Annotated in this window: 22 protein-coding genes; 13 read left to right on the top strand and 9 right to left on the bottom strand. The window is 32.4% G+C overall.

Features of this window, described 5'->3' with window-relative positions; translation table 11 throughout:
• Window positions 1-133: 133 nt before the first annotated feature.
• From O5O44_RS07220 to rpsF, 4 genes are all read right to left on the bottom strand, one after another.
• Entirely contained in the window at window positions 134-3,259 is a 3,126-nt protein-coding gene (locus O5O44_RS07220; protein WP_289196333.1) for a TonB-dependent receptor, read from the bottom strand.
• A gap of 131 nt (window positions 3,260-3,390) precedes the next feature.
• Window positions 3,391-3,837 (bottom strand): 50S ribosomal protein L9, encoded by a 447-nt coding sequence (gene rplI / locus O5O44_RS07215; protein ID WP_019388302.1) that lies wholly within the window; start codon window positions 3,835-3,837, stop codon window positions 3,391-3,393.
• Window positions 3,838-3,850: 13 nt separating this feature from the next.
• The gene (gene rpsR, locus O5O44_RS07210) at window positions 3,851-4,147 is read right to left on the bottom strand and encodes a 30S ribosomal protein S18 (RefSeq protein ID WP_019388303.1); all 297 of its coding nucleotides are present in this window, start codon (window positions 4,145-4,147) and stop codon (window positions 3,851-3,853) included.
• Window positions 4,148-4,149: 2 nt separating this feature from the next.
• The gene (gene rpsF, locus O5O44_RS07205; protein ID WP_019388304.1) at window positions 4,150-4,488 is read right to left on the bottom strand and encodes a 30S ribosomal protein S6; all 339 of its coding nucleotides are present in this window, start codon (window positions 4,486-4,488) and stop codon (window positions 4,150-4,152) included.
• Window positions 4,489-4,769: 281 nt separating this feature from the next.
• Between rpsF and O5O44_RS07200 the strand changes: the two genes are divergently transcribed.
• Window positions 4,770-5,465: a LytR/AlgR family response regulator transcription factor gene (locus O5O44_RS07200; RefSeq protein WP_019388305.1), complete on the top strand. Its 696-nt coding sequence runs from the start codon at window positions 4,770-4,772 to the stop codon at window positions 5,463-5,465.
• Window positions 5,466-5,488: 23 nt separating this feature from the next.
• Here the strand turns inward: O5O44_RS07200 and priA are convergent, their stop codons facing one another.
• The 3 genes from priA to nadC form a co-directional block, all read right to left on the bottom strand.
• Window positions 5,489-7,942: a replication restart helicase PriA gene (priA, locus tag O5O44_RS07195; RefSeq protein ID WP_289196332.1), complete on the bottom strand. Its 2,454-nt coding sequence runs from the start codon at window positions 7,940-7,942 to the stop codon at window positions 5,489-5,491.
• A gap of 3 nt (window positions 7,943-7,945) precedes the next feature.
• Entirely contained in the window at window positions 7,946-8,887 is a 942-nt protein-coding gene (locus O5O44_RS07190; RefSeq protein ID WP_019388307.1) for a YihY/virulence factor BrkB family protein, read from the bottom strand.
• Window positions 8,888-8,968: 81 nt separating this feature from the next.
• Window positions 8,969-9,829 (bottom strand): carboxylating nicotinate-nucleotide diphosphorylase, encoded by an 861-nt coding sequence (nadC, locus tag O5O44_RS07185; protein ID WP_019388308.1) that lies wholly within the window; start codon window positions 9,827-9,829, stop codon window positions 8,969-8,971.
• A gap of 130 nt (window positions 9,830-9,959) precedes the next feature.
• Here nadC and rlmH point away from each other — a divergent pair, with 130 nt between their 5' ends.
• Window positions 9,960-10,433, top strand: coding sequence for a 23S rRNA (pseudouridine(1915)-N(3))-methyltransferase RlmH (rlmH, locus tag O5O44_RS07180; protein WP_289196331.1), 474 nt, complete (start codon window positions 9,960-9,962; stop codon window positions 10,431-10,433).
• A gap of 18 nt (window positions 10,434-10,451) precedes the next feature.
• Here the strand turns inward: rlmH and O5O44_RS07175 are convergent, their stop codons facing one another.
• Window positions 10,452-10,751, bottom strand: coding sequence for an HPF/RaiA family ribosome-associated protein (locus O5O44_RS07175; RefSeq protein ID WP_019388310.1), 300 nt, complete (start codon window positions 10,749-10,751; stop codon window positions 10,452-10,454).
• A gap of 169 nt (window positions 10,752-10,920) precedes the next feature.
• On the opposite strand from O5O44_RS07175, the gene O5O44_RS07170 reads away from it, so the two are divergent.
• From O5O44_RS07170 to O5O44_RS07120, 11 genes are all read left to right on the top strand, one after another.
• Window positions 10,921-11,514, top strand: coding sequence for a non-canonical purine NTP diphosphatase (locus tag O5O44_RS07170; RefSeq protein WP_289196330.1), 594 nt, complete (start codon window positions 10,921-10,923; stop codon window positions 11,512-11,514).
• 51 nt (window positions 11,515-11,565) lie between these two features.
• On the top strand, window positions 11,566-13,791 hold the full coding sequence (locus O5O44_RS07165) for a RelA/SpoT family protein (RefSeq protein ID WP_289196329.1): 2,226 nt from the start codon (window positions 11,566-11,568) through the stop codon (window positions 13,789-13,791).
• Window positions 13,792-13,816: 25 nt separating this feature from the next.
• Window positions 13,817-14,275 (top strand): Fur family transcriptional regulator, encoded by a 459-nt coding sequence (locus O5O44_RS07160; protein ID WP_019388313.1) that lies wholly within the window; start codon window positions 13,817-13,819, stop codon window positions 14,273-14,275.
• A gap of 9 nt (window positions 14,276-14,284) precedes the next feature.
• Window positions 14,285-15,559 carry an adenylosuccinate synthase gene (locus tag O5O44_RS07155; RefSeq protein ID WP_019388314.1) on the top strand — a complete coding sequence of 425 codons (1,275 nt, stop codon included), beginning with the start codon at window positions 14,285-14,287 and terminating at the stop codon, window positions 15,557-15,559.
• Window positions 15,560-15,672: 113 nt separating this feature from the next.
• The gene (locus tag O5O44_RS07150) at window positions 15,673-17,850 is read left to right on the top strand and encodes an OstA-like protein (protein WP_289196328.1); all 2,178 of its coding nucleotides are present in this window, start codon (window positions 15,673-15,675) and stop codon (window positions 17,848-17,850) included.
• A 3-nt stretch (window positions 17,851-17,853) separates the two neighbouring features.
• On the top strand, window positions 17,854-19,035 hold the full coding sequence (locus O5O44_RS07145) for an aspartate aminotransferase family protein (protein WP_289196327.1): 1,182 nt from the start codon (window positions 17,854-17,856) through the stop codon (window positions 19,033-19,035).
• A 158-nt stretch (window positions 19,036-19,193) separates the two neighbouring features.
• Window positions 19,194-20,585: a tetratricopeptide repeat protein gene (locus tag O5O44_RS07140; RefSeq protein WP_289196440.1), complete on the top strand. Its 1,392-nt coding sequence runs from the start codon at window positions 19,194-19,196 to the stop codon at window positions 20,583-20,585.
• Window positions 20,586-20,661: 76 nt separating this feature from the next.
• On the top strand, window positions 20,662-21,582 hold the full coding sequence (locus tag O5O44_RS07135) for a polyprenyl-phosphate transporter (RefSeq protein WP_289196326.1): 921 nt from the start codon (window positions 20,662-20,664) through the stop codon (window positions 21,580-21,582).
• Window positions 21,582-22,598 (top strand): DUF368 domain-containing protein, encoded by a 1,017-nt coding sequence (locus O5O44_RS07130; protein WP_289196325.1) that lies wholly within the window; start codon window positions 21,582-21,584, stop codon window positions 22,596-22,598. Before O5O44_RS07135 ends, O5O44_RS07130 begins: the two co-directional genes overlap by 1 nt.
• Window positions 22,595-23,335 carry a shikimate dehydrogenase family protein gene (locus O5O44_RS07125; RefSeq protein WP_289196324.1) on the top strand — a complete coding sequence of 247 codons (741 nt, stop codon included), beginning with the start codon at window positions 22,595-22,597 and terminating at the stop codon, window positions 23,333-23,335. The genes O5O44_RS07130 and O5O44_RS07125 overlap by 4 nt, the downstream gene beginning before the upstream one ends.
• Before the next feature lie 103 nt (window positions 23,336-23,438).
• Window positions 23,439-25,424 carry a DUF349 domain-containing protein gene (locus O5O44_RS07120; protein ID WP_289196323.1) on the top strand — a complete coding sequence of 662 codons (1,986 nt, stop codon included), beginning with the start codon at window positions 23,439-23,441 and terminating at the stop codon, window positions 25,422-25,424.
• 189 nt (window positions 25,425-25,613) lie between these two features.
• Here the strand turns inward: O5O44_RS07120 and mazG are convergent, their stop codons facing one another.
• Window positions 25,614-26,393, bottom strand: a complete 780-nt coding sequence (gene mazG, locus O5O44_RS07115; RefSeq protein WP_019388322.1) for a nucleoside triphosphate pyrophosphohydrolase — start codon at window positions 26,391-26,393, stop codon at window positions 25,614-25,616.
• Window positions 26,394-26,507: the final 114 nt, after the last annotated feature.

Here is a 26,507-nt window from a genome sequence, read left to right as displayed (position 1 = left end):
TATTTGGGCGTTTTAACACGCTTTACGCTATATCTTTTTGCACACAAAAAGGATGTCGCTGCAATCGTTAACGCAAAAAAAATGCGCTCCTTTTTGTTAGGAGCGCAAATTTAAGAATATCTAAACTATTATTTTAGAAAATATATCTTAATCCAAATTGTGCTTGCCATCTTGATGCTAAACTAGAATCAAAACCAAAGGTACTTGTTTGGCTACCATTAAAAGAATAGGTTGGAGTTCCAGTACCATCAACCGACACACCTATTGGCTGTACGTTGTTTGGTTGTTGAATTACACCCCAATCAGAATTTAACAAGTTTCCAACGTTTAAAATGTCTACACTAAATTGAACAGTATTGGTTTTATCTTCAGAAATTTTAATATTTAAATCTTGTAAGAATTTAATATCCCAACGCCCTCTCCAAGGCGCGATCGCACCGTATCGCTCAGCATACTTCCCTCGTCTGTCATTTAAATAATCATCTTGCTGTATAAATGATTCTAAGGCAGCAGCATCTCCTGAATTGGCAAATTGCATTTGCCCTATTTCATTAGCTGTTGGAATATAAATTAAATCATTTAAGTTAGACCCATCTCCATTAATGTCGCCTCCATATGTATAGTTAAAACGACCTCCTTGAGCATACTCAAAGAATGTGGATAAGGTTGTACCCCATTTACCATTTCCGTAATTCCATTTTTTACTTGCTACACCAATAAAACGATGTGTATCACCGTATTTAGAATAGCCTAAAACATCATCATTCACATCTCCTAAAGCTGGGTTAAAAGCAAAGGCATCACCAGTAATTTCGGCTTCAATAGAGTTAACATCTTTTGAGTTTAAATAACTATATGCTAACATGGTATAAAGACCGTCGCTAAATGTTTTTTGAGCTTTTACCGAAGCATTCCAAATTCTACCTTTGTCAGAATTCGTAAATACGTAGGCATTATTTATAATATCTGAAGATTGATAAATGGCTCTATTATCAACACCTTGTAATGTTCCTGTTGGAGGTAATAAGCCCCAGTTTTGAACATGTGCACCATTAATATCCTTAGTAAACGATACATCTCCAGTTAAAATTAAGCCGTTTTCAAACTTATAATCTGAACCAATGTTAGTTCTCCAAACTTGTGGATATTTATAATCTGGATCTACCATTTGGTAGAAAAACACTTCAGGATTTGCAATTTGATTTCCTAACCATACAAATGGGAAACGACCTGTAAATAATCCAGAACCACCACGTAATTGGAAGGTATCATCGCCATTAACATCGTAATTGAAACCTATTCTAGGAGAAATTAACCATTCACTGTTAGGCATTCTTGTATTATCTAATAATACGGTTTCTCCTGTATTAGGATTTCTATAAGGTATGTCTGGCACATAACAACAAGCTCTATCAATAACCTCTTGTGCTTTTTGGGCAGTATCAAAAAACATAGGTTTATCAAAACGTAAACCATAGGTTAATTTAAAGTTCTCGGTAAGGTTCCATTCATCTTGTAAATAGAAAGATAATTGTCCTACATTGGTTTCAGCTAAAGCCCAACCTCCAGCAACACCTTCGCCATTGGCATCAATCGCATTGTGTGCTGCAGTGGCATCATTTAACATCGCTTCAAGGCCACCACCTGGTGCTGAATCAGCTAAAAAATCTGCTACACTTCCATATGATGGAAAGAAAACACCTCTCGCACCATAAACACCTAAATTAAATGAATTATCAAACTCGAATTTCTCAAAAGATATACCTACTGTAAATGTATGATCACCTTGATAAAAATTTAGATTATCGGTAAATTGGAATACTTTCTGATCCAATTTATTGTGAATTGAAAATGGCTCATGACCCGCAATAATGTAGTTCGATCCACCTTCTTGAATCGTAATTGTTGGTGCTGGAACAGATAACGGGTTTCTAAAATCATCAAAATGAGTATATCCTACTTGTAATTTGTTAGAAGAAGTTTCAGAAAGCGTAGAGTTTAATTCTAATTGAACAGATTTTAAATTATTATTAATCTCATAACCTGTATTTTCAAATTGTAATGTTGCTGCACCAGGACCTCTAAACCCTAAAGCTGTTGGATGCGCAGGTTTTTCTTTTGATGCATTTAAGAAATTATATATAACTGCTAATCGGTTGCTATCGTTAATATTCCAGTCTAATTTTACAATTCCTTTTTTAGATTGTGAAGCATATGTAAACCCTTTATAAGCGCCTGTATTATAACCTAAAGTAGCTAATGCACTTTGTACTGCCATGAGGTCTGTCTCGGTAACTCTAGATTCGTTTATAGCACCAGAACCCGTATTTGGCACCCAACCATTAGACCCTAAATCGTCTCTTTCATCGCTTTCAAAATTCGCAAAAAAGAACAATTTGTTTTTAACTATAGGTCCGCCTATACTAACACCATATTGAGTTTGGTTTAAATCTGGTCTTGTTACTTCTTCACCCTTTATTTTTTTACCAGTCATTTTTTCATTTCTGGTAAAGCCATAAACGGTTCCGTGAAATTCGTTTGTACCACTTTTTGTAACAGCATTTACAGAAGCTCCTGTAAACCCAGACTGAGTCACATCATAAGGGGCCGTAGATACTTGTATTTGGTCTATAGCATCTAAAGAAATAGGTTGTGCATCGGTTTGTCCACCTGGAGTTGCAGCATCTAATCCAAATGGATTATTAAAAATAGCACCATCTAAAGAAAAGTTGTTAAACTGATCGTTTCTACCTCCAAAAGAGTTTCCACTTGCTGTTGGCTCTAATCTAGTAAAATCTGATGCTGATCTTGAAATAGTTGGTAATCGGGTTAATTCTCGTCTGCCTACACTCGTTTCAGCTCCTGTTCTATCGCTTCCAAATGTACCAGTACCTTGACCTCCTTGAATAACTACTGCATCTAGCTGCTCATTATCCTCGCTCATTACAATGTCAAGGTTTTTCGTTTTACCAAGGGTTAGGAACACATCATTAAATGATTGTTCTTTATACCCTACATAAGTAATTGTAATGGCATAAGGGCCACCTACTCTTAAATTTAATAGATTAAATCTTCCATCAATGTTTGATGCTGCACCATACTTAGTACCTGTGGGTGTATGAATGGCAACAACATTTGCACCGGGAAGCGGTTCTGAAGTTTCGTCCTGAATTAAACCTTTAATGTTTGACGTAGTAACCTGTGAATAGGCCAGTACACCAAATGCTAAAAACAAGATTAAAAGCGCTGTTTTTTTCATGAGTTGAGTTTTATTGTGTTAGTTATTATGCGTGCATAGTTTGTAATGCCTAACAAAAATAACATAAATAAAAAAGACCACTCAAAATGAGTGGTCTTTTTATTTAGTCTTTTATTAACTTTATGTTAATATTAATTTGCTTGAGCAATAACTTCGAATTCTAAATCAACAGATACTTCTCTGTGTAAACGCACAACAGCAGTATATTTACCTAATCGCTTTACAGTTGTAACTGTAATGAATTTTTTGTCGATTGATTGTCCTTCTTTTTCTAAAGCAGCTGCAACATCAATGTTGTTCACAGATCCAAATAATTTGTCTCCTGTACCAACTTTAGCAGGTATTTTAATTTCTAAAGCTTTAATTGATTCTGCCATTTTATTAGCATCATCAACTATTTTCTTTTCTTTAAAAGCACGTTGCTTTAAATTTTCTGCCAATACTTTCTTTGCAGATACTGTTGCTAAAACAGCTTGTCCTTGCGGAATTAAAAAGTTTCTACCATAACCGTTCTTAACTGTTACAACATCGTCTTTAAATCCTAAATTTTCAACGTCTTGTTTTAATATAAGTTCCATTGTTATGTGTATTTTATTTTAATAAATCTGCTACATAAGGCATTAAAGCTAAGTGACGTGCTCTTTTTACAGCTACTGACACTTTTCTTTGATACTTTAATGAAGTTCCTGTTAAACGTCTTGGTAAAATTTTACCTTGTTCGTTTACAAACTTTAATAAGAAATCTGGATCTTTGTAATCTATATACTTAATTCCAGACTTTTTGAAACGGCAATATTTCTTTTGCTTATTAGTTTCAATATTAAGAGGCGTTAAATATCTAATTTCGCCGTCTTTTTTTCCTTTTGATTGTTGTTCTATTGATGACATAATTAAGCTTTTTGTTTAAGTTTTTCTCTTCTTCTCTCTGCCCAAGAAATTGCATGTTTATCTAAAGCAACAGTTAAATAACGCATAAAACGCTCGTCACGTCTAAACTCAACTTCTAATGGATTGATTACCTCTCCATCTACAGTGTACTCAAATAAATGATAAAAGCCACTTTTCTTGTTTTGTATTGGGTAAGCTAATTTTTTAAGCCCCCAATCTTCTTTAGCTATCATCTTAGCGCCGTTAGAAACAAGAAAATCTTCGTATTTCTTTACTGTTTCCTTTATCTGATCTTCAGATAAAACGGGATTTAAGATGAAAACAGTTTCATAATGATTCATAAAAATCGTTTTTAATGTTAAAAATTGGCTGCAAAAGTAGTAAATACATACATATAAAACAACAAATATTTAATTCATATTTTATCACTAATTTATATGTTGATATCTCTTAATAAAAATTATATTAGTGAATTATCAATTAATAATATATTTACCACAAATATTATAAAATGTATTTTGTTAAAATTATGTTAAAATGAGCATTTTAACGATGTTTTTTGGTTTTTAACCGAATTATTCGTACTATTGTCGATATCTTAACCGAAATAATATAAAATGTTATGACTTTAAACTGTGTAGTAGTAGACGATTCAGCAATACAACGTCTCTCTATTGTTAAGTTAGTCGAGAATCACCCTTCTCTTAACTTAATAGCAGAGTACAGTAGTGCTTTAGAAACTAAAAATGGTTTAAATACGCATCAAGTTGATTTAATTTTTTTAGACATTGAAATGCCAGTGCTAAATGGATTTGAACTTTTAGACGTATTAAACAACAAACCCCAAATTATCTTTGTAACCGGTAAAACTGAATATGCTTTTAAAGCATTCAATTACGATGCTACCGATTACTTACATAAACCAATTACAAGAGAACGATTTAATACTTCTGTAGATAAGGCCCTTGAGCAACATCGATTGACTTTAGACTTTAACGAAGAAGAAGGTGAACATATCTTTGTAAAGAGTAATCTTAAAAAACGAAAGGTTTATATTAAAGACATTAAATGGATTGAGGCGCTTGGTGATTATGTAAAACTAGTTACCGAAGAGAACAGTTTAGTGGTACTTTCTACCATGAAATCTTTTGAAGCCGAATTACCAGAAGGTAAATTTTTAAGAATTCACAAATCTTACATTGTGAATCTGGATAAAATTGATAGGTTTAATAGTAAAAATGTTGAAGTTGGAGCTTATGAAATTCCTTTAAGTAGAAATAAAAAGACCCAACTCGTTGATGCTTTAAATAACATTTAAATTCTCAACCTAACCTTACTAAATTAAAAGTTATCGACATTTAAAATTACTTTAACCGACCGAAAATCTTTTACACTCAAGAAGCTATTATTAATTTTAATAATGGCTTCTTTTGTTTTTGCCAAAGATTGTTGTTTGGGTATTTTTACTAAAATATTCTTATGAAACTGATTTCTAATTCTTGCTATTGGCGGCGCTTCTGGTCCTAGTATATTTTCTTTAAAAACTTGTCTTAACGACTTTGCATACCAAATGGAAGCTGTTTCTACCCTATTGTAGTCTTTGTGTTTAAGGGTGACCTTTATTTGTTTATAAACTGGTGGATACTTAAAATTATATCTGTCATTCATTTGTTCATTAAACATTTCAATGTAATTATTCGTAGAAACTTGCTGTAATATATTATGATGCGGATTGTAAGTTTGAATTAATACTTTACCACGTTCTTCCGTTCGTCCTGCCCTACCTGCAACTTGCAGCATCAATTGAAAACTACGTTCGTGCGCTCTAAAATCAGGAAAATTTAACATAGTATCAGCATTCATGATTCCAACTAACTTTACGTTTCTAAAATCTAATCCCTTCGTTAGCATTTGTGTACCTACTAAAACATCAATTTCTTGCTGCTCCAATGCTGTTATTATTTTTTCATATCCGTATTTTCCTCGAGTGGTATCTAAATCCATTCTTGCGACCTTATAATCTGGAAACAGCACTTTAACTTCTTCTTCAATTTGCTCTGTACCAAAGCCCTTATTATCCAAATCTTGACTTCCGCAGGCTTCACAATCTTGCAGCATAGCAGCATGATAACCACAATAATGACAGCGTAATTGATTTCTATATTGATGATATGTTAAACTTACATCGCAATTAGGGCACTGTGGTGCATGTCCGCATGTTTTGCATTCTACAATGGGTGAAAATCCGCGACGGTTTTGAAATAAAATAACTTGATGCCCTTCTTTTAGCGTTTCGGTCATTTCTTCAATGAGTCTATCGCTAAAATGCCCTTTCATGCGCTTCTTTTTTAGTTTCTCTTTGATGTCAACCAATTCAATATCAGGCATTAATACATCATTAAAACGGGTTGTAATTTCAACCAAACCGTATTTGCCTTGTTGCGCATTAAAATAACTTTCCAAACTAGGTGTCGCAGATCCTAAAAGTGTTTTAGCTTGATGCATATGTGCAAATACTACTGCAGTGTCTCTTGCATGGTATCTAGGCGCAGGATCAAATTGCTTAAAAGATTGTTCGTGCTCTTCATCAACTATTATTAGTCCTAAATTATTAAATGGTAAAAATATTGATGAGCGCGCTCCTAATACTATTTTCGCTTTCGCGGAATTACGCAGTACATGATTCCAAACTTCAACACGCTCATGGGCAGAATATTTAGAATGAAATACAGACACTTGCTCTCCAAAATAATTTTGAAGTCTTGTTACCAATTGAGTTGTTAAAGCTATTTCTGGTAATAAATACAAGACTTGTTCTCCTTTTTCAAGAACAGCTTCAATTAGTTTTACATATACTTCGGTTTTTCCTGAAGATGTGACACCATGCAACAATGTAACTTGATGCGTTTTAAAAGATTCATTTATTTCAGATAAAGCCGTTTTTTGTGCTTCATTTAATAATTTAGAGTTTTCAGTTTCATCTCCTATATATTGTACTCTATCCGTTTGAATATGATATTCTTCGAGAACGCCTTTATCTATTAATGCTTTAATTATCGATGATGATGCTCCACTTTCATTGGCTAAATCCGATACTTTTACAGGTTTTTTTGTTTTGGCAGAAATGGAAAACAAGGTCATTATGACATCACGTTGCTTTGGTGCTCTACTCAATTCATCTAACAAATTATGTAATTCCTTTTCAGATGAAAAGTGCGTATGGAGTTTAACATAACGGACCAATTTTGGGATGTACTTTTCATATACCTCTTCCTCAACAATTATTGCATCTTTTTCTATTAATCTTTTTATAACTGGAAGCACATTTTTTTTATCAAGAATGTTCGAGATATCATGAATTTTTAAAGTTGATTGGTGGTGTAGTGCTTCAAAAACCAAAAACTCATCATCTTTTAAAATTGACTCGTCGAAAGTTTTAACTGTATTTAAGGTTATAACGGTTTCGCTTTCTAATATAAAAGCAGATGGTAAAGCCGCTCGCATAACATCGCCAAGGGTACACATGTAATAACTTGCCATCCAATTCCATAATTGTAATTGAATATCGTTGACAATTGACGAATCATCTAATATTTGCTGGATATCTTTAGCTTCATAAGCAACGGGCGCATTGTTATGAATATGATAAACGATACCTGTATAGATTTTAGATTTCCCGAAAGGCACAGCTACACGCATGCCAACTTTTAAAAATTTCGCTTCGGCAGCAGAAATTTTATATGTAAACAGCTTTTGAAGGGGAACCGGAATAATGACATCAATAAAATAAACCATATTCTATTTGATTTTTCTGAGCTTATTTAATGATGCATTTAATTCGTACCCTAGTAAAAGTATGTTGGCATTTAACCACAAGTAAAAAAGTAGTATTAATAATGCGCCTATGGATCCGTAGAGCTTATTATACTGACCAAAATTTTCAATATAAACTCCAAACAGATACGATGTGAGCATAATTAACAACGTTGTAAAAATGGCGCCAACAGAAAAGAATTTAGAATCTCGTCCCTCTCGAGTTCCAAAATAGTATAATGTGGAAGTCGCAATATAAACCATAACTACAAAAAAGAGATATTTCACCACATCTGCCCAAAACACAGCGTTTGCGGCTACTTCATAACCTCTCTCTTCTAAAGCATTTAGCAATTCTTGTACTACATAAATTTGAATATATCCTAAAACAATAATCGTTATAATTAGCAAAAACGCTAAAATTAATGCAATACTTAAGGCATACATATATTGCTTAAAAACATTACGTGTTAATTGCTCATGATAAGAATTTTCAAAACCAGAAAAAACAGCATTTACACCATTTGCCATAAGCAAAATGGATAAAACAAACACAGATGATAGTAACCCGCCTCTTTGAGATTGATCTATATTTTCAAAAATATTTTCGAAGAAAAAATCTGATGTACTTGGCGGTAAAAACGATTCTAAAAATTGTAAAAATTCTATTTTAAAATCATCAATTGGTACATAAGGTATAATGATTAAAACGAATAATAAAAACGGAAATATGGCTGTAAAAAAACTAAAGGCTATAGCACTTGCACGCGTTGTAAGCGCTCCTTTAACAATCCCGGTTATATAAAGTTCTAGTAAATCAAAAAAAGATAACCCCTCTAGTCCTGGCAGTTTTAATCGCTTTAATAGTCGTACCAATATGTTTATAATTGGGATTTTATCAAGCTTATCTTCAATAGGATTAGTCATTAATAATTTGCACTTTAGGTAATGACAAAGTTATTAAAATAAGATGGCAAATTTATTTAAAAGAAAATTAAGCTATTAAATTTATTTTATAGCTTTCAAACTCAAGTCCATGTTATACACAGAGTGCGTTAATGCCCCACAAGAAATAAAGTTTACTCCACATTCGGCATAATGTCTAATAGTTGTTTCATTTATATTACCCGAAGATTCTGTTAAACACTTATCACCAATCAATTTAACAGCTTTTCTAGTATCTTCATAATCAAAATTATCTAATAAAATTCTATAGACACCTTCGTTATTTAAGATTTCTTGTACTTCACTTAAATCTCTGGCTTCAACCATAATTTTCAGGTTTTTACCAGTTTCATTTAAATATTGCTTAGTCATTTCAATAGCTTTTGTAATACCACCAGCAAAATCAATATGATTATCTTTTAGCATAATCATATCGTAAAGTGCAAATCTGTGATTTTCTCCACCGCCAATTTTAACTGCCCATTTTTCTAAAACACGAATACCTGGAGTCGTTTTTCTAGTATCTAAGATTTTAGTTTTTGTGCCTTCAACCAAATCTACAAACAATCTCGTTTTAGTTGCAATAGCACTCATGCGCTGCATAGCGTTTAACACGGTACGTTCTGCCTTTAAAATTGATTGTGAAGACCCCTCGATATACATAACAACATCACCATAGGTAACCTCAGTACCGTCTTCTATACGAACATCTAGCTTTAAATTTTTATCAACATATGCTAATACTTTTTTAGCAAAATTAACACCGCCAATTATGCCCTTATCTTTAACTAAAATCTTAGCTTTTCCTCTAGCATTTTCCGGAATACAGGCCAATGAACTATGATCGCCATCGCCTACATCTTCTCGAATGGCATTTTCAATAATCATCCTCACTTCTGTATCAAACTGCTCTTGTGTAATCATAATAAAAAGTTGGTTAATGCCAACAAAAATAAGAAATAGATTTACTAATTTAAATATTAGTTTTACGAATTTTCAATTTTTTTCTTATTTAAATGCATTATTCATAATTTCTAAATAGTAATTTTGCTTTATGACGATAAAATTAATTGCCATTGGCAAGACTGATAATAAGCAGCTTATACAATTAATAGATAATTATATGAAGCGCTTAAGCCATTACATAAAATTCTCATTGGAAATTATTCCAGACCTTAAAAACACTAAAAATTTAAGTGAAACACAACAAAAGGACAAAGAAGGTGAATTAATCTTAGGCAAAATTAATACAACAGATGTTGTTATTTTACTAGATGAAAACGGTAAACAATTTGATTCTGTATCATTTTCTTCTTATTTACAAAAGCACATGAATTCTGGAATTAAACAATTGGTGTTCGTAATTGGTGGTCCATATGGTTTCTCTGAAAGTATTTACAAAAAAGCAAATGGAAAAATATCACTATCAAAAATGACATTTTCCCATCAAATGATTCGCTTATTTTTTATTGAGCAGCTTTACAGAGGTTTCACAATATTAAAAAATGAACCTTATCATCATCGTTAACTGCTTTTATTTGTAAAACTAAAAAGTTTTATAAACTTGCTTGCGTTTTTTAAGTTGACGCTCTAAATCTTTAATTGTTTCTCTTACAGAAACCTCATAATTTCGTTCGTTAGAAATGGCATAAATTCGGGGTCCTGGCAAACTTAGTTCGATACTGCATATTTTGCCTTCGGTATGATTTTTTTCATCTTGTTTAAAATGTACCGAGGCACTTATTAAAAACTCATATTTATTAAATAATTTTTCTAATTTCTCTTTTGTAAAAGCCGAAAGGGTTTCACTAACATCTACTCCTACGTACTGAAAATTTACTGTCATAATCAATCTCTTTTGTATATTAATATATTCTAAATATAATTAATTTTTTATAATTCAAAATTGATTAAAATCATAAAAAACGTAATTTTTTATAATTCATAATTTGGATAAGCCTTTATAGATTTAAATTCAATTAGTTGTATTTTTGAAATCCAAAAATTTAAATGCCATGGAACTCGTTTTTGCCACAAATAATCTAAACAAGTTAAAGGAAGTACAGGCTTTAATTCCCTCAACAATTAAACTATTAAGTTTAAAAGACATTGGGTGTTTTGAAGATATTCCAGAAACCAAAAACACTATTGAGGGTAATGCCATTCAAAAAGCAAATTATATAAAAGAATGCTACGGTTTTGATTGTTTTGCTGATGATACTGGATTAGAAATAGAAGCGCTAAATGGAGCTCCTGGAGTGTTTTCTGCACGTTATGCCGGAGAGCAGCGCAGTGCTGAAGACAATATAAATAAGGTACTGAAGAATTTAATTCAAACTAAAAACCGGAATGCTCAATTTAAAACGGTTATTGCATTACATTTAAATGATACTTTGAAATCATTTACGGGTACCTGCAAAGGTGAGATAACCAATCATCAACAGGGAGAAAACGGTTTTGGGTACGACCCTATTTTTAAACCCAATGGCTTTGATATCACCTTTGCTGAAATGGAACTTAGTATTAAGAATAGCATTGGGCATCGCGGAAAAGCCATTCTAAAACTTGTTGAATTTTTAAATACTATCAAACCTGAAAATAAGTTATAAAAAAATATATTTCATGTTGGCTGTTAATATTCTTTATGTTACTTTTAAAATATGACTGAGGAAGCTATAGAAAAAGAAAATGCTGCCATTGCTAAAGCGTACAAAGAACTCCTGCAAGTAAGTTACAGGACTCTTTCGGATGATGATAAAAAACTTATCCGAAGTGCTTTTGAAGTTGCATTAGATGGCCATAAAAACCAAAGAAGAAAATCTGGAGAAGCTTATATTTTCCACCCCATTGCTGTGGCTAAAATTGTGGCTCAAGAAATTGGGCTTGATGCCACTTCCATTGCTGCTGCACTGCTTCATGATGTAGTTGAAGACAACCCCGATTATAGCATTGAAGATATTAAAAAACAATTCGGGAAAACTATTGCTACTATTGTTGATGGACTTACTAAAATTTCATCGTTAAGCAAAGAGAAAGATATGGATGTTTCTCTACAAGCGGAGAACTTTCGAAAAATGCTTTTAACGCTTAATGATGATGTCAGAGTTATTATTATAAAAATTGCCGATAGACTCCATAATATGCAAACCATGGATTCTATGCGACCTGATAAGCAAGAAAAAATTGCTTCAGAAACCTTATACATATATGCGCCTTTAGCACACAGAATTGGACTTTATAATATCAAAACCGAACTGGAAGATTTAGGTTTAAAATATACCGAACCAGATGTATACAACGATATTTTAGATAAAATAAAAGAAAGCAAAGAAGAGCAAGATAAATACATTGCTCAGTTTAGTGAGGTTATTAAAAATTCTTTAGATAAAGAGAATTTGAGATATGAAATAAAAGGACGGCCAAAATCCATTTTTTCAATTAAAAAGAAAATGATAGATCAAGGCGTATCCTTTGATGAGGTCTATGATAAGTTTGCGATTCGAATTATTTACAAATGCGACTCAGACCCACATAACGAAAAATTTATTGCTTGGAAAATCTATTCGATTGTTACAGACCATTTTAGACCTAACCCTATTCGATTACGCGATTGGATTTCTTCTCCTAAATCAACCGGATACGAAGCGCTACATATAACTGTAATGGGACCAAAAGGCAGATGGGTTGAAGTACAAATACGAAGCGAACGTATGCATGAAATTGCCGAAAAAGGCTATGCAGCACACTATAAATACAAACAAGGCAGCGAAAAAGAAGATAATTTAGAAACTTGGATTAACAGACTACAAGAAACCCTAGAAAGTCACGAAATGAACGCTGTAGATTTTGTAGAAGAATTTAAATTAAACCTGTACTCTAAAGAAATATTTGTTTTTACGCCTGCGGGCGATTTAAAGTCGCTTCCAAAAGGTGCTACAGCTTTAGATTTTGCATTTCACATCCATACGGAAGTTGGCATGAAAACACGTGGTGCAAAAGTTAATGGAAAACTGGAGCCATTGAGTCACGAATTAAAAAGTGGCGACCAAGTTGATATTATTACGGCCGAAAATATAAAACCCAACCCTAACTGGCTCGATTACGCCACAACTGCCCGAGCCAGAAGTAAAATTAAATCGGCACTAAAAGAAAATAAAAAGCTAATTGGTGAAGATGGGAAGGAGATTCTTCGTAGAAAGCTAAAACAATTAAAAGTTCCGCTTGATGAGAAAACCATCAACGAAATGGTTAACTATTTCAAGCTAAAAACAAGCTTAGATTTATTTTACAGAATTGGTGTTGGCACGATTGATAATACCATGCTAAAAAATTATGCGTCTTCTAGAAGCAACGCATTAATGAGCTTTTTTAAAAATAAAATTTCTAGAAAGCATACCATTTCTAAAGAAGAATTAGAAAAACAAGAAATCACCTTAAAATATGATTCGTTAGTATTTGGAAAGGATGAAGAAAAGTTAGATTATAAACTAGCAAATTGCTGCAACCCAATTCCTGGAGATAAGGTTTTTGGTTTTTTAACGGTAAATGAAGGTATTAAGGTTCATAAAAAAAATTGTCCTAACGCGGTAAGCTTACAATCAAACTACGCCTATCGTATTATGCCTGCTAAATGGATTGATTCATCACAGCAAGAATTTTTGGTTAAAATAGTTGTTTCAGGAATCGATCATATTGGGTTAGTAAATGATATTACAAGTATAATTTCTGAGAATATGCACGTAAATATGAAAAGTATTAGCTTCGAAAGTAACGACGGGCTTTTTTCAGGAAAAATTAATGTGGTTGTAAAAAATAATACCATAATTAGAAAGCTTTTAGAAAAACTTAAAAAAATTAATGGTATAGATAAGGTTACAAGAGTCTAAAAAAGTGTAAATTTGCGACGAAATTATGGACGGAAAGGCAGATACAAAAAATCAAGAAATTGTAAAAAGCGTATTTACAAGCTTTTTAGAAAGTAACGGGCACCGCAAAACACCCGAAAGATATGCCATACTTCAAGAAATTTACAACAATACTGAGCATTTTGATATAGAATCTCTATATCTAAATATGAAAAATAAAAAGTATCGCGTTTCTCGTGCGACGCTTTATAATACCATAGAATTACTTCTAGAATGTAAATTGGTAAGAAAACATCAATTTGGACAAAACCAAGCACATTACGAAAAATCTTATTTTGACAGACAACACGATCATGTTATTTTAACAGATACAGGTGAAGTCATTGAGTTTTGCGATCCTAGAATTCAATCCATAAAAAAAACTATCGAAGAAGTTTTCGATATCGAAATTAATAACCATTCACTTTATTTCTACGGAAATAGAAAATCAACAACTAATAACTAATATTTTACAATGGCAGTAGATTTACTACTAGGACTACAATGGGGAGACGAAGGCAAAGGAAAAATTGTTGACGTATTAACTTCAAACTACAATATCATTGCACGTTTTCAAGGTGGTCCAAACGCAGGACACACTTTAGTTTTTAACGGACGAAAACATGTTTTACACACCATTCCATCTGGAATTTTTCACGATGATGCTACTAATTTAGTAGGTAACGGTGTGGTTATTGATCCTGTGATTTTTAAAGGCGAACTAGACAAACTAGAAGAACAAAATGTTGATTACAGAAAGTCGTTATTAATTTCTAGAAAAGCACACATCATTTTACCAACACACAGATTACTAGATGCTGCAAGTGAAGCCTCAAAAGGTAAAGCTAAAATTGGTTCTACTTTAAAAGGAATTGGTCCAACATACATGGATAAAACGGGCAGAAACGGTATTCGTGTTGGCGATTTAGAATTAAGCGATTGGAAAGAGCGTTATAGAAATCTTGCAGATAAGCATGAATCTATGATTGCTTTTTACAACGTTGAAATAGAATACAACTTAAAAGAATTAGAAGAAGAATTTTTTAAAGCTGTTGATGTTTTAAAATCTTTAACTTTTATTGATTCTGAAGAATACATTTACCAAGCTCAAAAAAGCGGTAAAACAATTTTAGCAGAAGGCGCACAAGGCTCTTTGTTAGATATCGATTTTGGAACCTATCCTTTCGTAACTTCGAGTAATACTACAGCTGCCGGTGCTTGTACAGGTTTAGGAGTTGCTCCTAACCAAATTGGAGAAGTATTTGGCATATTTAAAGCCTATACGACACGAGTTGGTTCTGGCCCATTTCCTACCGAGTTGTTTGATGAAGACGGTGCAACTATGGCCAAAGTAGGTAACGAATTTGGTGCTACTACAGGTAGACCAAGACGTTGCGGTTGGTTAGATTTAGTAGCCTTAAAATATGCTTGTCAGGTAAACGGGGTAACACAATTGATGATGATGAAAGGTGATGTGCTTTCAGGGTTTAAAACATTAAAGGTTTGTACTTCTTATAAATATAAAGGAAAGGTAATCGAACATTTACCTTATAATATAGAACCAGAAAATGTGGAACCTATATATACAGATTTTAGTGGATGGAATGAAGATTTAACAGAAATGTCTGAAGCTTCACAAATGCCAAAAGCACTAAATGACTATATAGCATTTCTTGAAAAAGAACTGGAAATTCCTATTACAATAGTTTCTGTAGGTCCTGATAGAAAGCAGACTATTTTCAGGAAATAATTCCAATTAAAATATATCATAAACAAACGCTCCAAAACATTTTGGAGCGTTTTTTGTTTCAAAACAATTATCCATTATAATAATCGTTATTTTTGCGACAAACATTTGTGATTTTGAACAAGCTAAAAACCATACTTTTAATTTTATCATTTGTTGCATTCAATAGTCTTTTAAATGCACAATCTAAAAAGCAAATTCAAATTGAATATGCGGGTAAATTAACTATAGATGAAGAAAACTATCCTGGAGCCAAAATATTAACCAGAGATGATGCAGAACAAGTTCATATAGAACATAGTGGAACCAATTTATGGTGTGATAAAGCTATTCATTATAGTAAAGAAAATTTTATTGAAGCTTACGGAAACGTTATTTTAAAGCAAGGTGACACCATTAATATGACTTCTAATTATATTGAATATAGCGGTATTACCGAATTCGCCTTTGCCAGTGGTAGTGTGGTATTAAAAGACCCTAATTCAACAATTTCTTCTGATACACTTTATTTTGACAGAACTAAAGAAGAAGCTTTTTATAAAAGTGGAGGTACTGTGGTTAAAGACTCCTCTGGGACTATTACTAGCAGAATTGGTAGATATTTCATGAGTCAGAAAAAATATCAATTTGTTGAAGATGTCGTTTTGGTTAGTGAAGAATCTACAATTAATTCAGACTATTTTGATTTCTATTCTGATACTGGTTATGCCTATTTATTTGGTCCGTCAACGATAACCACAGAAACGAGTAAAACCTATTGCGAAAAAGGATTTTATGATACTGAAAACAAGGTAGGTTATGCCCTCAAAAAGGCAAGGATTGATTACGACAACAGAATTATTGAAGGCGATAGTTTATACTTTGATAACAATACAAGTTTTGCCTCTGCATCTAATAATATTAAAGTAACCGATACTATTAATAAAAGTATAGTAAAAGGGCATTATGCCGAAGTATTTAAAGACAGAGACTCCTTGTTTATAACAAAACGTGCATTGGCTATTACTTTACAAGAACAAGATTCCGTTTACATACACGCCGATAAAATTATGGTTACTGGTAAGCCAGAAGAGAGAATTATTAAAGCTTATTATAATGCTAAAATCTTTAAAACAGATTTAAGCGGAAAAGCGGATTCAATCCACTCCGACCAAAAAACAGGAATCACAAAATTAATAAATCTTCCTACCAGAGCATCTTCTGATAAGTTTGCTGTAAAACGGAGACCTATACTCTGGAATATTGAAAGCCAAATGACTGGAGATACCATCCACTTATTATCAAACAAAGAAACAGAAAAAATCGATTCGCTTTTAGTTTTTGAAAATGCCTTCATTATAAGTAAAGACACCATTAGCCAAAATGGATACAACCAAATTTCAGGCAAACGCTTGGTAGGACTTTTTAATGATGAAAATCAATTAAAGCAAGTTGATGTTACCAAAAATGCCGAATCTATTTTTTACGCACGAAATGACAAGCAAGAACTTATTGGAATTGACAAATCTAAATCTGGAAGTATTACTATTTTATTCGACAATGGAGATATAGACGAATACACAAGGTACAATCAAATTGACGGAAATTTATATCCCGAATCACAATTTCCTGAAAATGAAAAAATACTTAAAGGTTTTGATTGGCGCGAAGAAGAACGACCTAGAAGTGTTGAAGATTTATTTAAGGACGATCCTCCTTTAGTATTACCTAAGATTAAGGGCTTAGACGATTATATTCCACAAGAGCAGTTTTTTAATATTGATCTTAAAGACAGATTAAGTGCTTCAAAAAAAATATATAAGTTTAAAATTCCAGAGAAAAATAATCTGCTGCTTTATACCAATGAATTTGACAATAACAAATGGTATAAGAATGGTTTGAAAGTTTTAAATAATAAAGAAATCGCACCAAATGGCAAAAATAATGCTGTAAGCATAATTGGTACCGGCAATAAAGATGGACACATTTTACAAGTGGTTAGCGAAAAGGAAGGTGTTTTTAAATTTTCTATTTGGCTGAAAGGATCTGGATCAATTAGGATTAGATTTCAAGAAGCAGGAAGTGACTATACTAATTATGAAACACTTGACATAGAATTAACGGATAGCTGGGAGCAATACGAGATTGAATCCGAAAAAGATAATGATGGTAATGGATTAAGGTGTGTGATTAGTAATATTCAAACGATCGACAATGTTTATCTATGGGGCGCTGAATTAATAAAGACTTCGAGTTCAAAATCAACTGAAAAAGCAAAGCTTGTTGTTAAAAAACCAATACTGAAAAAACAGTAGGTTATGAAGTCTGATTTCTTAAAATATCAAGCGCAAACCACACCCCATCCGTTGGCCACGGAGATATCTCATGCTAAAGGATCTTACATTTATGATATCCATAATAAACCACACTTAGATTTTGTGGCTGGAGTTTCTGCATGTCCTTTAGGTCATAACCATCCAAAAGTTGTTGATGCGATTAAAAAACAGTTAGATAGCTATATGCATGTCATGGTTTACGGTGAATACATTCAAAAACCAGCAGTTGAACTCACAAAATTATTAGCAAAACATTTACCAAAATCACTAGAAAAAACATACTTAACTAATTCTGGAACAGAAGCCATAGAAGGTGCTCTAAAGCTAGCTAAACGAGCAACAGGAAGAAGCGAAATAATAGCTGCTAATAAGGCTTATCATGGAAACACCATGGGAGCTATGAGCGTTATGGGTTTTGAAGAACGAAAACAAGCATTTAGACCACTTTTACCAGATATTAAGTTTATAAACTTTAATTCTTTTGATGATATTAAGCAAATCACCAATAAAACGGCTTGCGTCATTTTAGAAACAATACAGGGAGGAGCAGGATTTATTGAACCTATTCCTGGTTATTTAGAGCGTGTGCAACAACAATGTAAAAAGGTTGGTGCCTTACTTATTTTGGATGAAATTCAACCAGGTATAGGAAGAACAGGCAAACTTTTTGGATTTCAAAACTACAATTGTGTCCCAGATATTTTAGTTACTGGTAAAGGACTTGGTGGCGGTATGCCTATTGGTGCGTTTACTGCGTCAAGTGAATTAATGGATTTACTTCAAGACCAACCTAAACTTGGGCATATTACAACCTTTGGTGGTCATCCCGTTATTGCAGCTTCAGCTTTAGCAACTTTAAAAGAAATCACAGAAAGTCAAATTATACCAAATACACTTGAAAAGGAACTGCTATTTCGAAAACTATTGGTGCACCCTTTAATAAAAGAAATTAGAGGAAAAGGACTTATGCTTGCCATAATTTTAACGTCTTCAGAAATAACAAATGCATTAATTCTTAAATGTCAAGATAGAGGTTTAATACTTTTTTGGCTCCTTTTTGAGTCGAAAGCGGTTAGAATAACTCCACCATTAACCATAACAAATGATGAAATTTCCAAAGGATGTAAAATTATTTTGGAAGTTTTAGACGAACTACACGCTTAACAAAATCACATCAACTTATTGATAATCAAACAGAAGCAGCGATATTCTTCACCAAAGCTTTAAATGTTGATTACTTTGTTAAAAACATTTAACCATTCTTCAACAGAAAAACAAATAGAACGTTAATTTTATTCGTGAAGAAACTTACAAATGTGCCTATGGAGTTTAGTCATGATGACAACAATAATTTGCCTCTTACCAAGTTTGAATCGATGTTAAAAACAAACCACGTTTTGTTCTTCGATTCTGAAGAATTTGAAAACATTATTCATCATTACTTAAACCAAGGTAAAATAGCATTAGCAAAAAAAGCTATTAAATTAGGTCTAGATCAGCATCCAACTTCTATAAATTTAAGATTGTTTAGAGTAGAGATTTTTGTCTTCGAAAACAAGCTAATTGAGGCGGATAAACTTTTAAGTGAATTATATGCTATAGATCCAACCAATGAAGAAATCTACATTCAAAAAGCAAATATTTTCTCTAAAAAAGATGATCATGAGCAAGCTATTGAAGTGCTAAAACAAGCATTAGAACTCACTGATGATGTTATTGATTTATATTCCTTAATTGGAATGGAATATTTGTTTCTTGATCAGTTTGAAAATGCGAAAACATTTTTCATGAAATGCTTAGAGGCTGATATGAATGATTACTCAGCACTTTACAATGTCATTTATTGTTTCGAATTTTTAAATCAAAACGAAGAAGCCATTTCATTTTTAAATGAATTTTTAGACAAAAATCCATATTGCGAAGTGGCATGGCATCAATTAGGGAAACAATACTACACCTTAAAAGACTATAAAAAAGCATTAACAGCTTTTGATTTTGCTATTATTTCTGATGACACTTTTGTTGGCGCATATATAGAACGTGGCAAGGTTTTAGAAAAACTAAAATGCTTTGAAGATGCCATTGAAAACTATACCATCACTTTAAAATTAGATGAACCAACTTCCTTTGCATTGTTGCGAATTGGTAATTGTTACGAAAAGTTAGGAAATGAAGATTTGGCCCTTCAATATTATGATAGAACGGTACATGAAGATCCTTTATTAGATAAAGGTTGGATTGCAATTACCAAGTTTTACAATAAAAGAGGAAATCATCAAAAAGCATTATTCTACATTAATAAGGCCATAAATATAGACTCTGAAAACGTGTTATATTGGAAGCTTTATTCTCAAATAAATCAAAGATTAAAATTTTACGAAGAAGCTGAACGCGGTTACAAAAAAACGATAGAATTAGGGAACTTCGAGTTAAACACTTGGTTATCCCGCGGCGATTTATTAATAAAACTAGGAGAGCCTGAGGCTGCTGTATTTAATTTTGAACAAGCAGTTGTTTTTTATCCCGACAATGCTGAAATTGAATTTAGACTAGCAGGAATATTTTTTACACTGAAAGAAATCGATAAAGGAACTTTTCATTTAAAAAACGGGCTAAAAAATAACGAAGATTATGCGTTTATAATTGATGAACTTTTTCCCAATCTTACGAATCAACCAATTGTAAAAAATATACTCAAGAAAATCTACAAGTAAGCTTTCTCAACTTACATCAACAAGTTTTTTTTTAGTCTCCAATTGTATACCTTTGGATTTCTATTAAATCAAAATTATGCAAAGAAACCTTAAGGAATATTTAATTATTTCATTTAAAGGATTAGCCATGGGAGCAGCAGATGCAGTTCCTGGGGTTTCCGGCGGTACAATAGCTTTCATTTCCGGAATTTATGAAGAACTTATATCTACCATAAGCAATATTAAAGGATCGCTTTTTAAAACCCTTTTTAAATCTGGTTTCAAAACTTTTTGGCAAGAATTAAATGGGAATTTTTTATTGGCTCTTTTGTCAGGTATAATCATCAGCTTTGTGTCATTCATGAAATTGGCCAAATATCTTTTAGAATACCATCCTATTTTAATTTGGTCCTTCTTTTTTGGATTAATTGTAGCTAGTATTTATTTCGTTGGCAAACAGATAACAAAATGGAATTTAGTTACCATACTGGCATTAATAATTGGTGCAGGCATTGCTTTTTATATAAGTAAACTCCCAGCCTCGGATGCTAATGACAATCCTTGGTTTTTATTTCTAGCCGGAGCCATAGCTATTTGTGCTATGATTTTGCCTGGAATCTCAGGCTCATTTATACTCATTATATTAGGAGCATATAAAACACTTAGTCATGCAATACATGACATCAATATTAAAAAACTTATCATATTTGTTTCTGGAGCTGTAGTTGGACTGCTTAGCTTTAGTCACGTATTAAAATGGCTCTTTAAAAATTATCATAACACGACGCTCGCTTTGTTAACTGGGTTTATTTTTGGGTCATTAAATAAAGTTTGGCCTTGGAAAAACACACTAACATGGCATACCAACGCAAAAGGTATTCAATCGCCTTTATTACAAGAAAGTATTTCTCCTTTTTCTTTTCAAGGTGATAATCATTTTATATTTTCCATAATTCTAATGATTTTAGGATTCTTAACTATTTTTATTCTTGAAAGAGTTGGGTCAAAACAAGCGTAATGGAAAGCACCAGAACACTCACAGATAAGTTGTTTCTAATCTTAAAAGGATTAGGCATGGGTGCTGCTAATAAAGTACCCGGAGTTTCTGGTGGTGTAGTTGCTTTTGTTGCTGGGTTTTACGAAGAATTTATTTATTCATTAAGAAAAGTAAATAAAAAAGCGTTTAAATTACTATTTAATGGTCGCTTTAAGAGTTTTTACAGATATATCAATGGCAGGTTTTTAGGCTTATTATTCTTCGGCATGATTGTAAGTTACTTTAGTGTTTCTAAAGTTTTAGATTATCTTATAAAACACTACGAACTCTATATTTGGAGTGTGTTTTTCGGAATGATTATTGGCTCCATTTATTATATTAACAAAGATTTTAAAGACTGGAATTATAAAACTTACACCTCGCTCGCATTAGGAATTATTCTTGGTGTGAGTATAAGTTTTTTAAACCCCGCGAAAGAAAACGATAACCTTTGGTTTGTTTTTTTCTGTGGCATTATTAGTGTTTCTGGTATGACTTTACCTGGATTTTCAGGGTCTTTTATTCTAATTTTACTAGGAAACTACGTGTTGCTGTTGGTCGATTCTGTAAATGCATTGTACGATACAATGTCAGATATTATTCGTGGCGATTTAAGTTTTATAGATAACCACGAACGACTTAGAATGCTTAAAGTACTTATCGTTTTCACTTTAGGTTCGGTTACAGGCTTGGTTACATTTTCGCATGTTTTAAGCTATATTTTAAAGCATTATAAAAGTATTACACTTTCAGCGATTATTGGTTTTATTATAGGGTCTTTAGGTGTTGTGTGGCCATGGAAAAAAACTATTTACAAAATCGACGAATCTGGTAATTTCCTATTAGATTCAACAGGAGAAAAAATAATTGAAAATTATCAACGTTTCAAACCAGAATTAAATACTGAAACGTATTACGCCATTGCTTTTATAATTCTAGGAGTTTTAATAGTTTTAGCGTTAGAATGGTACGGACAAAAAACAAGAAGAATAAAATGAACAAATTAGGCTTGTTAGGTAAAAATATATCCTATTCTTTTTCAAAAACATACTTTAAAAAGAAATTTGAGAATGAAAACATTAACGATATTACTTATGAAAATTTCGATATTGAAAGTATCGAATTATTTCCTTTAATAATTAAAAACACTAAGGGTTTAAAAGGGCTAAACGTTACTATTCCGTACAAAGAACAAGTTATTCCTTACTTAGACAAAATCAATAAAAAGGCCAAAACCATTGGTGCAGTTAACACCATTAAGGTAACTAAAAAAGGAAAATTAAAAGGCTATAATACAGATTGCTACGGTTTTAAAAACACGCTGAAACCTTTTGTTAAAAAGCATCATAAAAACGCATTAATTTTAGGTACTGGCGGTGCAAGTAAAGCCATTGCGTTTTCGTTGTATGAAATGGGAATCTCCTATCATTACGTATCCAGAAAATTAAAAGAAGGTATTGATTTTACTTATGATACTTTAACAGAAAGCGATATTGCAAATCATCAAATTATAGTAAATTGTACGCCTTTAGGCACGTTTCCAGATATAGATGTATGTCCAAAAATTCCGTATCAAGCCATAACAAAAAATCACATTCTCTTCGATTTAATTTACAATCCAGACGAAACAAAGTTTTTAAAATTAGGGAAACAAAACCAAGCCACTATTGTTAACGGATTGAATATGCTAAAACTACAAGCCGAAAAATCTTGGTCTATTTGGAATATAAAATAAGAACTTCTAAAATATAATTAAATCTTATAGTACTTTGTAAATACTTTACTTGTTAGTATCTTTAATGTCGAAACCATTATTGACGAACCTTAACATTTTTAAAATGTCTGATATTAAAAAATCTAACGAAGTAGAAGGAACTACAGAACAGAATTCTGAAGACCAAAATTTAATCAATAATCAAGAAGTTGAAGCTACATCTGCTGTTGAGGCCGAAACTCCAGAAACATCTACTCAAACAGATCAAACTATCACTGAAGACCAAACTGAGAATGCTGAGACAGATGCTGACCATGACGAAGTTTTAAATGAAATTGAAGAATCGAATGCCGAAGACGCCGAAGATGAAGGTAATAAAGATCGACATACTATTGAGGTAAAGGCATACGATACCATGTCGTTAGAAGCTTTGGCTATCGAATTAGAAAAGCTTATAAAAAATGAGAAAGTTCAAGCTATAAAATCTCATGTTGAAAATATTAATTCTGAATTTAAAACCAAGTTTCAAGCTTTAATAGAAGAAAAGAAGGAAGATTTTATTAATAATGGTGGCAACGAAATCGACTTCTATTACAGTTCTCCAGTTCAAAAACGATACAAAGAAGCTTACAATACTTACCGAAAAAAAGTGCATGAGCACTACCAAAGTTTAGAAAAGAATTTAAAGCAAAACTTACAAGATAAGCTTGAAATTATTGAGGAGTTAAAAGGCTTGATAAATGTTGAAGAAAACATAAACACTACTTATAAACACTTCAAAGAATTACAAGAACGTTGGAGAAACACGGGACCAATTCCTCGAGATAAGTATAATAATGCATGGAATAGTTATCACCACCATGTAGAACGATTCTACGATTTTTTACACATCAATCGAGACCTACGCGATTTAGACTTTAAGCACAATTTAGAAAAGAAATTACTCATTATTGAACGTGCCGAAGAACTCGCTAAAGATGACGATATTATGCGCGCCTTTAGAGAACTGCAAGAGCTTCATAAAATGTGGAAAGAAGAGTTAGGGCCTGTAGCTAGGGAACATCGTGAGGAAATTTGGGAGCGTTTTAAAGTAGCTACCAAAACGATTAATGATAAACGCCAGCTTTATTACAAGGAAATAGATAAGGTTTACGAGAAAAATCTAGAAAACAAATTAGAAATAATTTCTAAAATCAAGGAAGTTTCAGAACAAGAAAGTAAAAGTCATGGTGGCTGGCAGAAAAAAATCAAAGAAATTGAAGTCCTTAGAGAAGCCTTTTTTAATGCAGGTAAAGTTCCTATTAAGGTGAATGAAGAAACGTGGGCAAAATTTAAAGATGCGGTAAGAACGTTTAATAGAAAGAAAAATGCTTTTTATAAAGATCTTAAAAAAGAGCAATACAATAACCTACAACTAAAACTAGATTTAATAAAAATTGCTGAAGACAATAAGGAAAGTGAAGATTTTGAAACCGTAACGCCATTGATGAAAAAAATTCAAAGCGATTGGAAAAAAATTGGGCATGTTCCTAGAAAAGACAGCGACAAAATCTGGAAACGTTTTAAAGCAGCCTGTAATTATTATTTTGATAGAATACATGCCAAAAGAAACGCTGCAAGCCAAGAACAAGTTGATGCTTACAATAAAAAGAATGAGCTTTTAAAAGGCTTAAGTGATTTGAAGCTTCCAAAAGATAAAGAAAAAGGCGTTGAAACTATTAAAGAGCAAATTAAAGAATGGCAATCCCTAGGTAGAGTGCCTAATGACAAACGTTATATTGAAGGTAAATTTCAGAAAACGATTGATAGTTTGTTGTCTTCATTGAAGGTTGATAAAAAAGAAGCCGAATTGATTAAGTATGAAAATAAATTGGATAGTCTTAATGATTCGGAAAACTCAAAGCATTTAGATAACGAACGCATTTATATTCGTAAAAAGATTGATGAAGTCAAAGGTCAAATCAATCAACTAGAGAATAATTTACAATTTTTTACCAATGTTGATGATGACAATCCTTTAGTAAAAGAAGTACATACCAACATTAAAAAACATAAAGACGATTTGGTATTGCTAAAAGCAAAACTTCGAAAAATAAAAGATTTATATTAAAGCTTTTTTGCTTCCTCCCAAATTTTATATTTGAAAATCACAGATTTTCTAATTCCTTATTTTGGCAATCGCTTTGCTTCTTCCCAAATTTTGTATTTGAAAATCACAGATTTTCTAATTCCTTATTTTGGCAATCGCTTTGCTTCTTCCCAATGATTTGTATTTGAAAATCACAGATTTTCCAATGCTCTATTTTGGCAATCGCTTTGCTTCTTCCCAAAAAACATCCATTTCAGCAAGTGTCATATCTTTTAGAGGTTTGTTTAATTTTTTGGCTTTTTCTTCTAGATACTGAAAACGTTTAGAGAATTTTTTATTTGTTCGTTCCAAAGCATTTTCTGGATTTATTTTTAGAAATCGTGCGTAGTTAACCATAGAGAACATAACATCGCCAAATTCGCTTTCTATTTTATCTTGGTTTCCAGCTTGTACTTCGGTTTTAAATTCGTTAAGCTCCTCCTCTACTTTTTCCCAAACTTGATGCGGCGCTTCCCAATCAAAACCTACACCAGCAACTTTTTCTTGAATTCTATTAGCCTTAACAAGCGCAGGTAAACTTTTTGGAACACCCTCTAAAACACTTGTTTTGCCTTCTTTAAGTTTTAGGTTTTCCCAATTGCGTTTTACATCGTCTTCATTGTCTACTTTTACGTCACTATAAATATGAGGATGTCTGCTTATTAGTTTTTCGCAAATACTATTGCATACATCTGCGATATCAAAATCTTTCGTTTCGCTGCCTATTTTAGAGTAAAACACAATGTGTAACAAAACATCGCCTAATTCCTTTTTTACTTCATTTAAATCGTTATCCAGAATGGCATCACCAAGTTCGTAAGTTTCTTCAATAGTTAAGTGGCGTAAGGTTTCCATGGTTTGCTTTTTATCCCACGGACATTGCTCGCGTAACTCGTCCATTATGGTAAGAAGTCTATCAAAGGCTTTCAGTTGGTCTGCTCTAGAATTCATTTTTGAAGTTTTTGTAAAAATACAATTTTGATGATGTTGACATAGCATTATTAATCCAAAATAATTGCTTGATTTTGTCAGAAAAATGGACTAATTTCGTTTAACGTTGGATAT

The organism is Algibacter luteus, assembly GCF_030344935.1.
Lineage (GTDB): Bacteria > Bacteroidota > Bacteroidia > Flavobacteriales > Flavobacteriaceae > Arenitalea > Arenitalea lutea.
The sequence above is the reverse complement of the archived record's forward strand: the minus strand, read 5'-3'. Positions and strand labels throughout refer to the sequence as shown.

What these genes read in the sequence shown, in the direction of transcription:
- O5O44_RS07135 (WP_289196326.1), top strand. Translation starts at nt 20,662, where the DNA reads ATGCAAAGAAACCTTAAGGAATATTTAATTATTTCATTTAAAGGATTA.
- O5O44_RS07175 (WP_019388310.1), bottom strand. Translation starts at nt 10,751, where the DNA reads ATGACAGTAAATTTTCAGTACGTAGGAGTAGATGTTAGTGAAACCCTT.
- rpsF (WP_019388304.1), bottom strand. Translation starts at nt 4,488, where the DNA reads ATGAATCATTATGAAACTGTTTTCATCTTAAATCCCGTTTTATCTGAA.
- O5O44_RS07125 (WP_289196324.1), top strand. Translation starts at nt 22,595, where the DNA reads ATGAACAAATTAGGCTTGTTAGGTAAAAATATATCCTATTCTTTTTCA.
- O5O44_RS07130 (WP_289196325.1), top strand. Translation starts at nt 21,582, where the DNA reads ATGGAAAGCACCAGAACACTCACAGATAAGTTGTTTCTAATCTTAAAA.
- O5O44_RS07190 (WP_019388307.1), bottom strand. Translation starts at nt 8,887, where the DNA reads ATGACTAATCCTATTGAAGATAAGCTTGATAAAATCCCAATTATAAAC.
- O5O44_RS07170 (WP_289196330.1), top strand. Translation starts at nt 10,921, where the DNA reads ATGGAACTCGTTTTTGCCACAAATAATCTAAACAAGTTAAAGGAAGTA.
- O5O44_RS07165 (WP_289196329.1), top strand. Translation starts at nt 11,566, where the DNA reads ATGACTGAGGAAGCTATAGAAAAAGAAAATGCTGCCATTGCTAAAGCG.
- O5O44_RS07155 (WP_019388314.1), top strand. Translation starts at nt 14,285, where the DNA reads ATGGCAGTAGATTTACTACTAGGACTACAATGGGGAGACGAAGGCAAA.
- O5O44_RS07200 (WP_019388305.1), top strand. Translation starts at nt 4,770, where the DNA reads ATGACTTTAAACTGTGTAGTAGTAGACGATTCAGCAATACAACGTCTC.
- O5O44_RS07145 (WP_289196327.1), top strand. Translation starts at nt 17,854, where the DNA reads ATGAAGTCTGATTTCTTAAAATATCAAGCGCAAACCACACCCCATCCG.
- O5O44_RS07160 (WP_019388313.1), top strand. Translation starts at nt 13,817, where the DNA reads ATGGACGGAAAGGCAGATACAAAAAATCAAGAAATTGTAAAAAGCGTA.
- O5O44_RS07120 (WP_289196323.1), top strand. Translation starts at nt 23,439, where the DNA reads ATGTCTGATATTAAAAAATCTAACGAAGTAGAAGGAACTACAGAACAG.
- nadC (WP_019388308.1), bottom strand. Translation starts at nt 9,829, where the DNA reads ATGATTACACAAGAGCAGTTTGATACAGAAGTGAGGATGATTATTGAA.
- priA (WP_289196332.1), bottom strand. Translation starts at nt 7,942, where the DNA reads ATGGTTTATTTTATTGATGTCATTATTCCGGTTCCCCTTCAAAAGCTG.
- rpsR (WP_019388303.1), bottom strand. Translation starts at nt 4,147, where the DNA reads ATGTCATCAATAGAACAACAATCAAAAGGAAAAAAAGACGGCGAAATT.
- O5O44_RS07220 (WP_289196333.1), bottom strand. Translation starts at nt 3,259, where the DNA reads ATGAAAAAAACAGCGCTTTTAATCTTGTTTTTAGCATTTGGTGTACTG.
- rplI (WP_019388302.1), bottom strand. Translation starts at nt 3,837, where the DNA reads ATGGAACTTATATTAAAACAAGACGTTGAAAATTTAGGATTTAAAGAC.
- rlmH (WP_289196331.1), top strand. Translation starts at nt 9,960, where the DNA reads ATGACGATAAAATTAATTGCCATTGGCAAGACTGATAATAAGCAGCTT.
- O5O44_RS07140 (WP_289196440.1), top strand. Translation starts at nt 19,194, where the DNA reads ATGGAGTTTAGTCATGATGACAACAATAATTTGCCTCTTACCAAGTTT.
- mazG (WP_019388322.1), bottom strand. Translation starts at nt 26,393, where the DNA reads ATGAATTCTAGAGCAGACCAACTGAAAGCCTTTGATAGACTTCTTACC.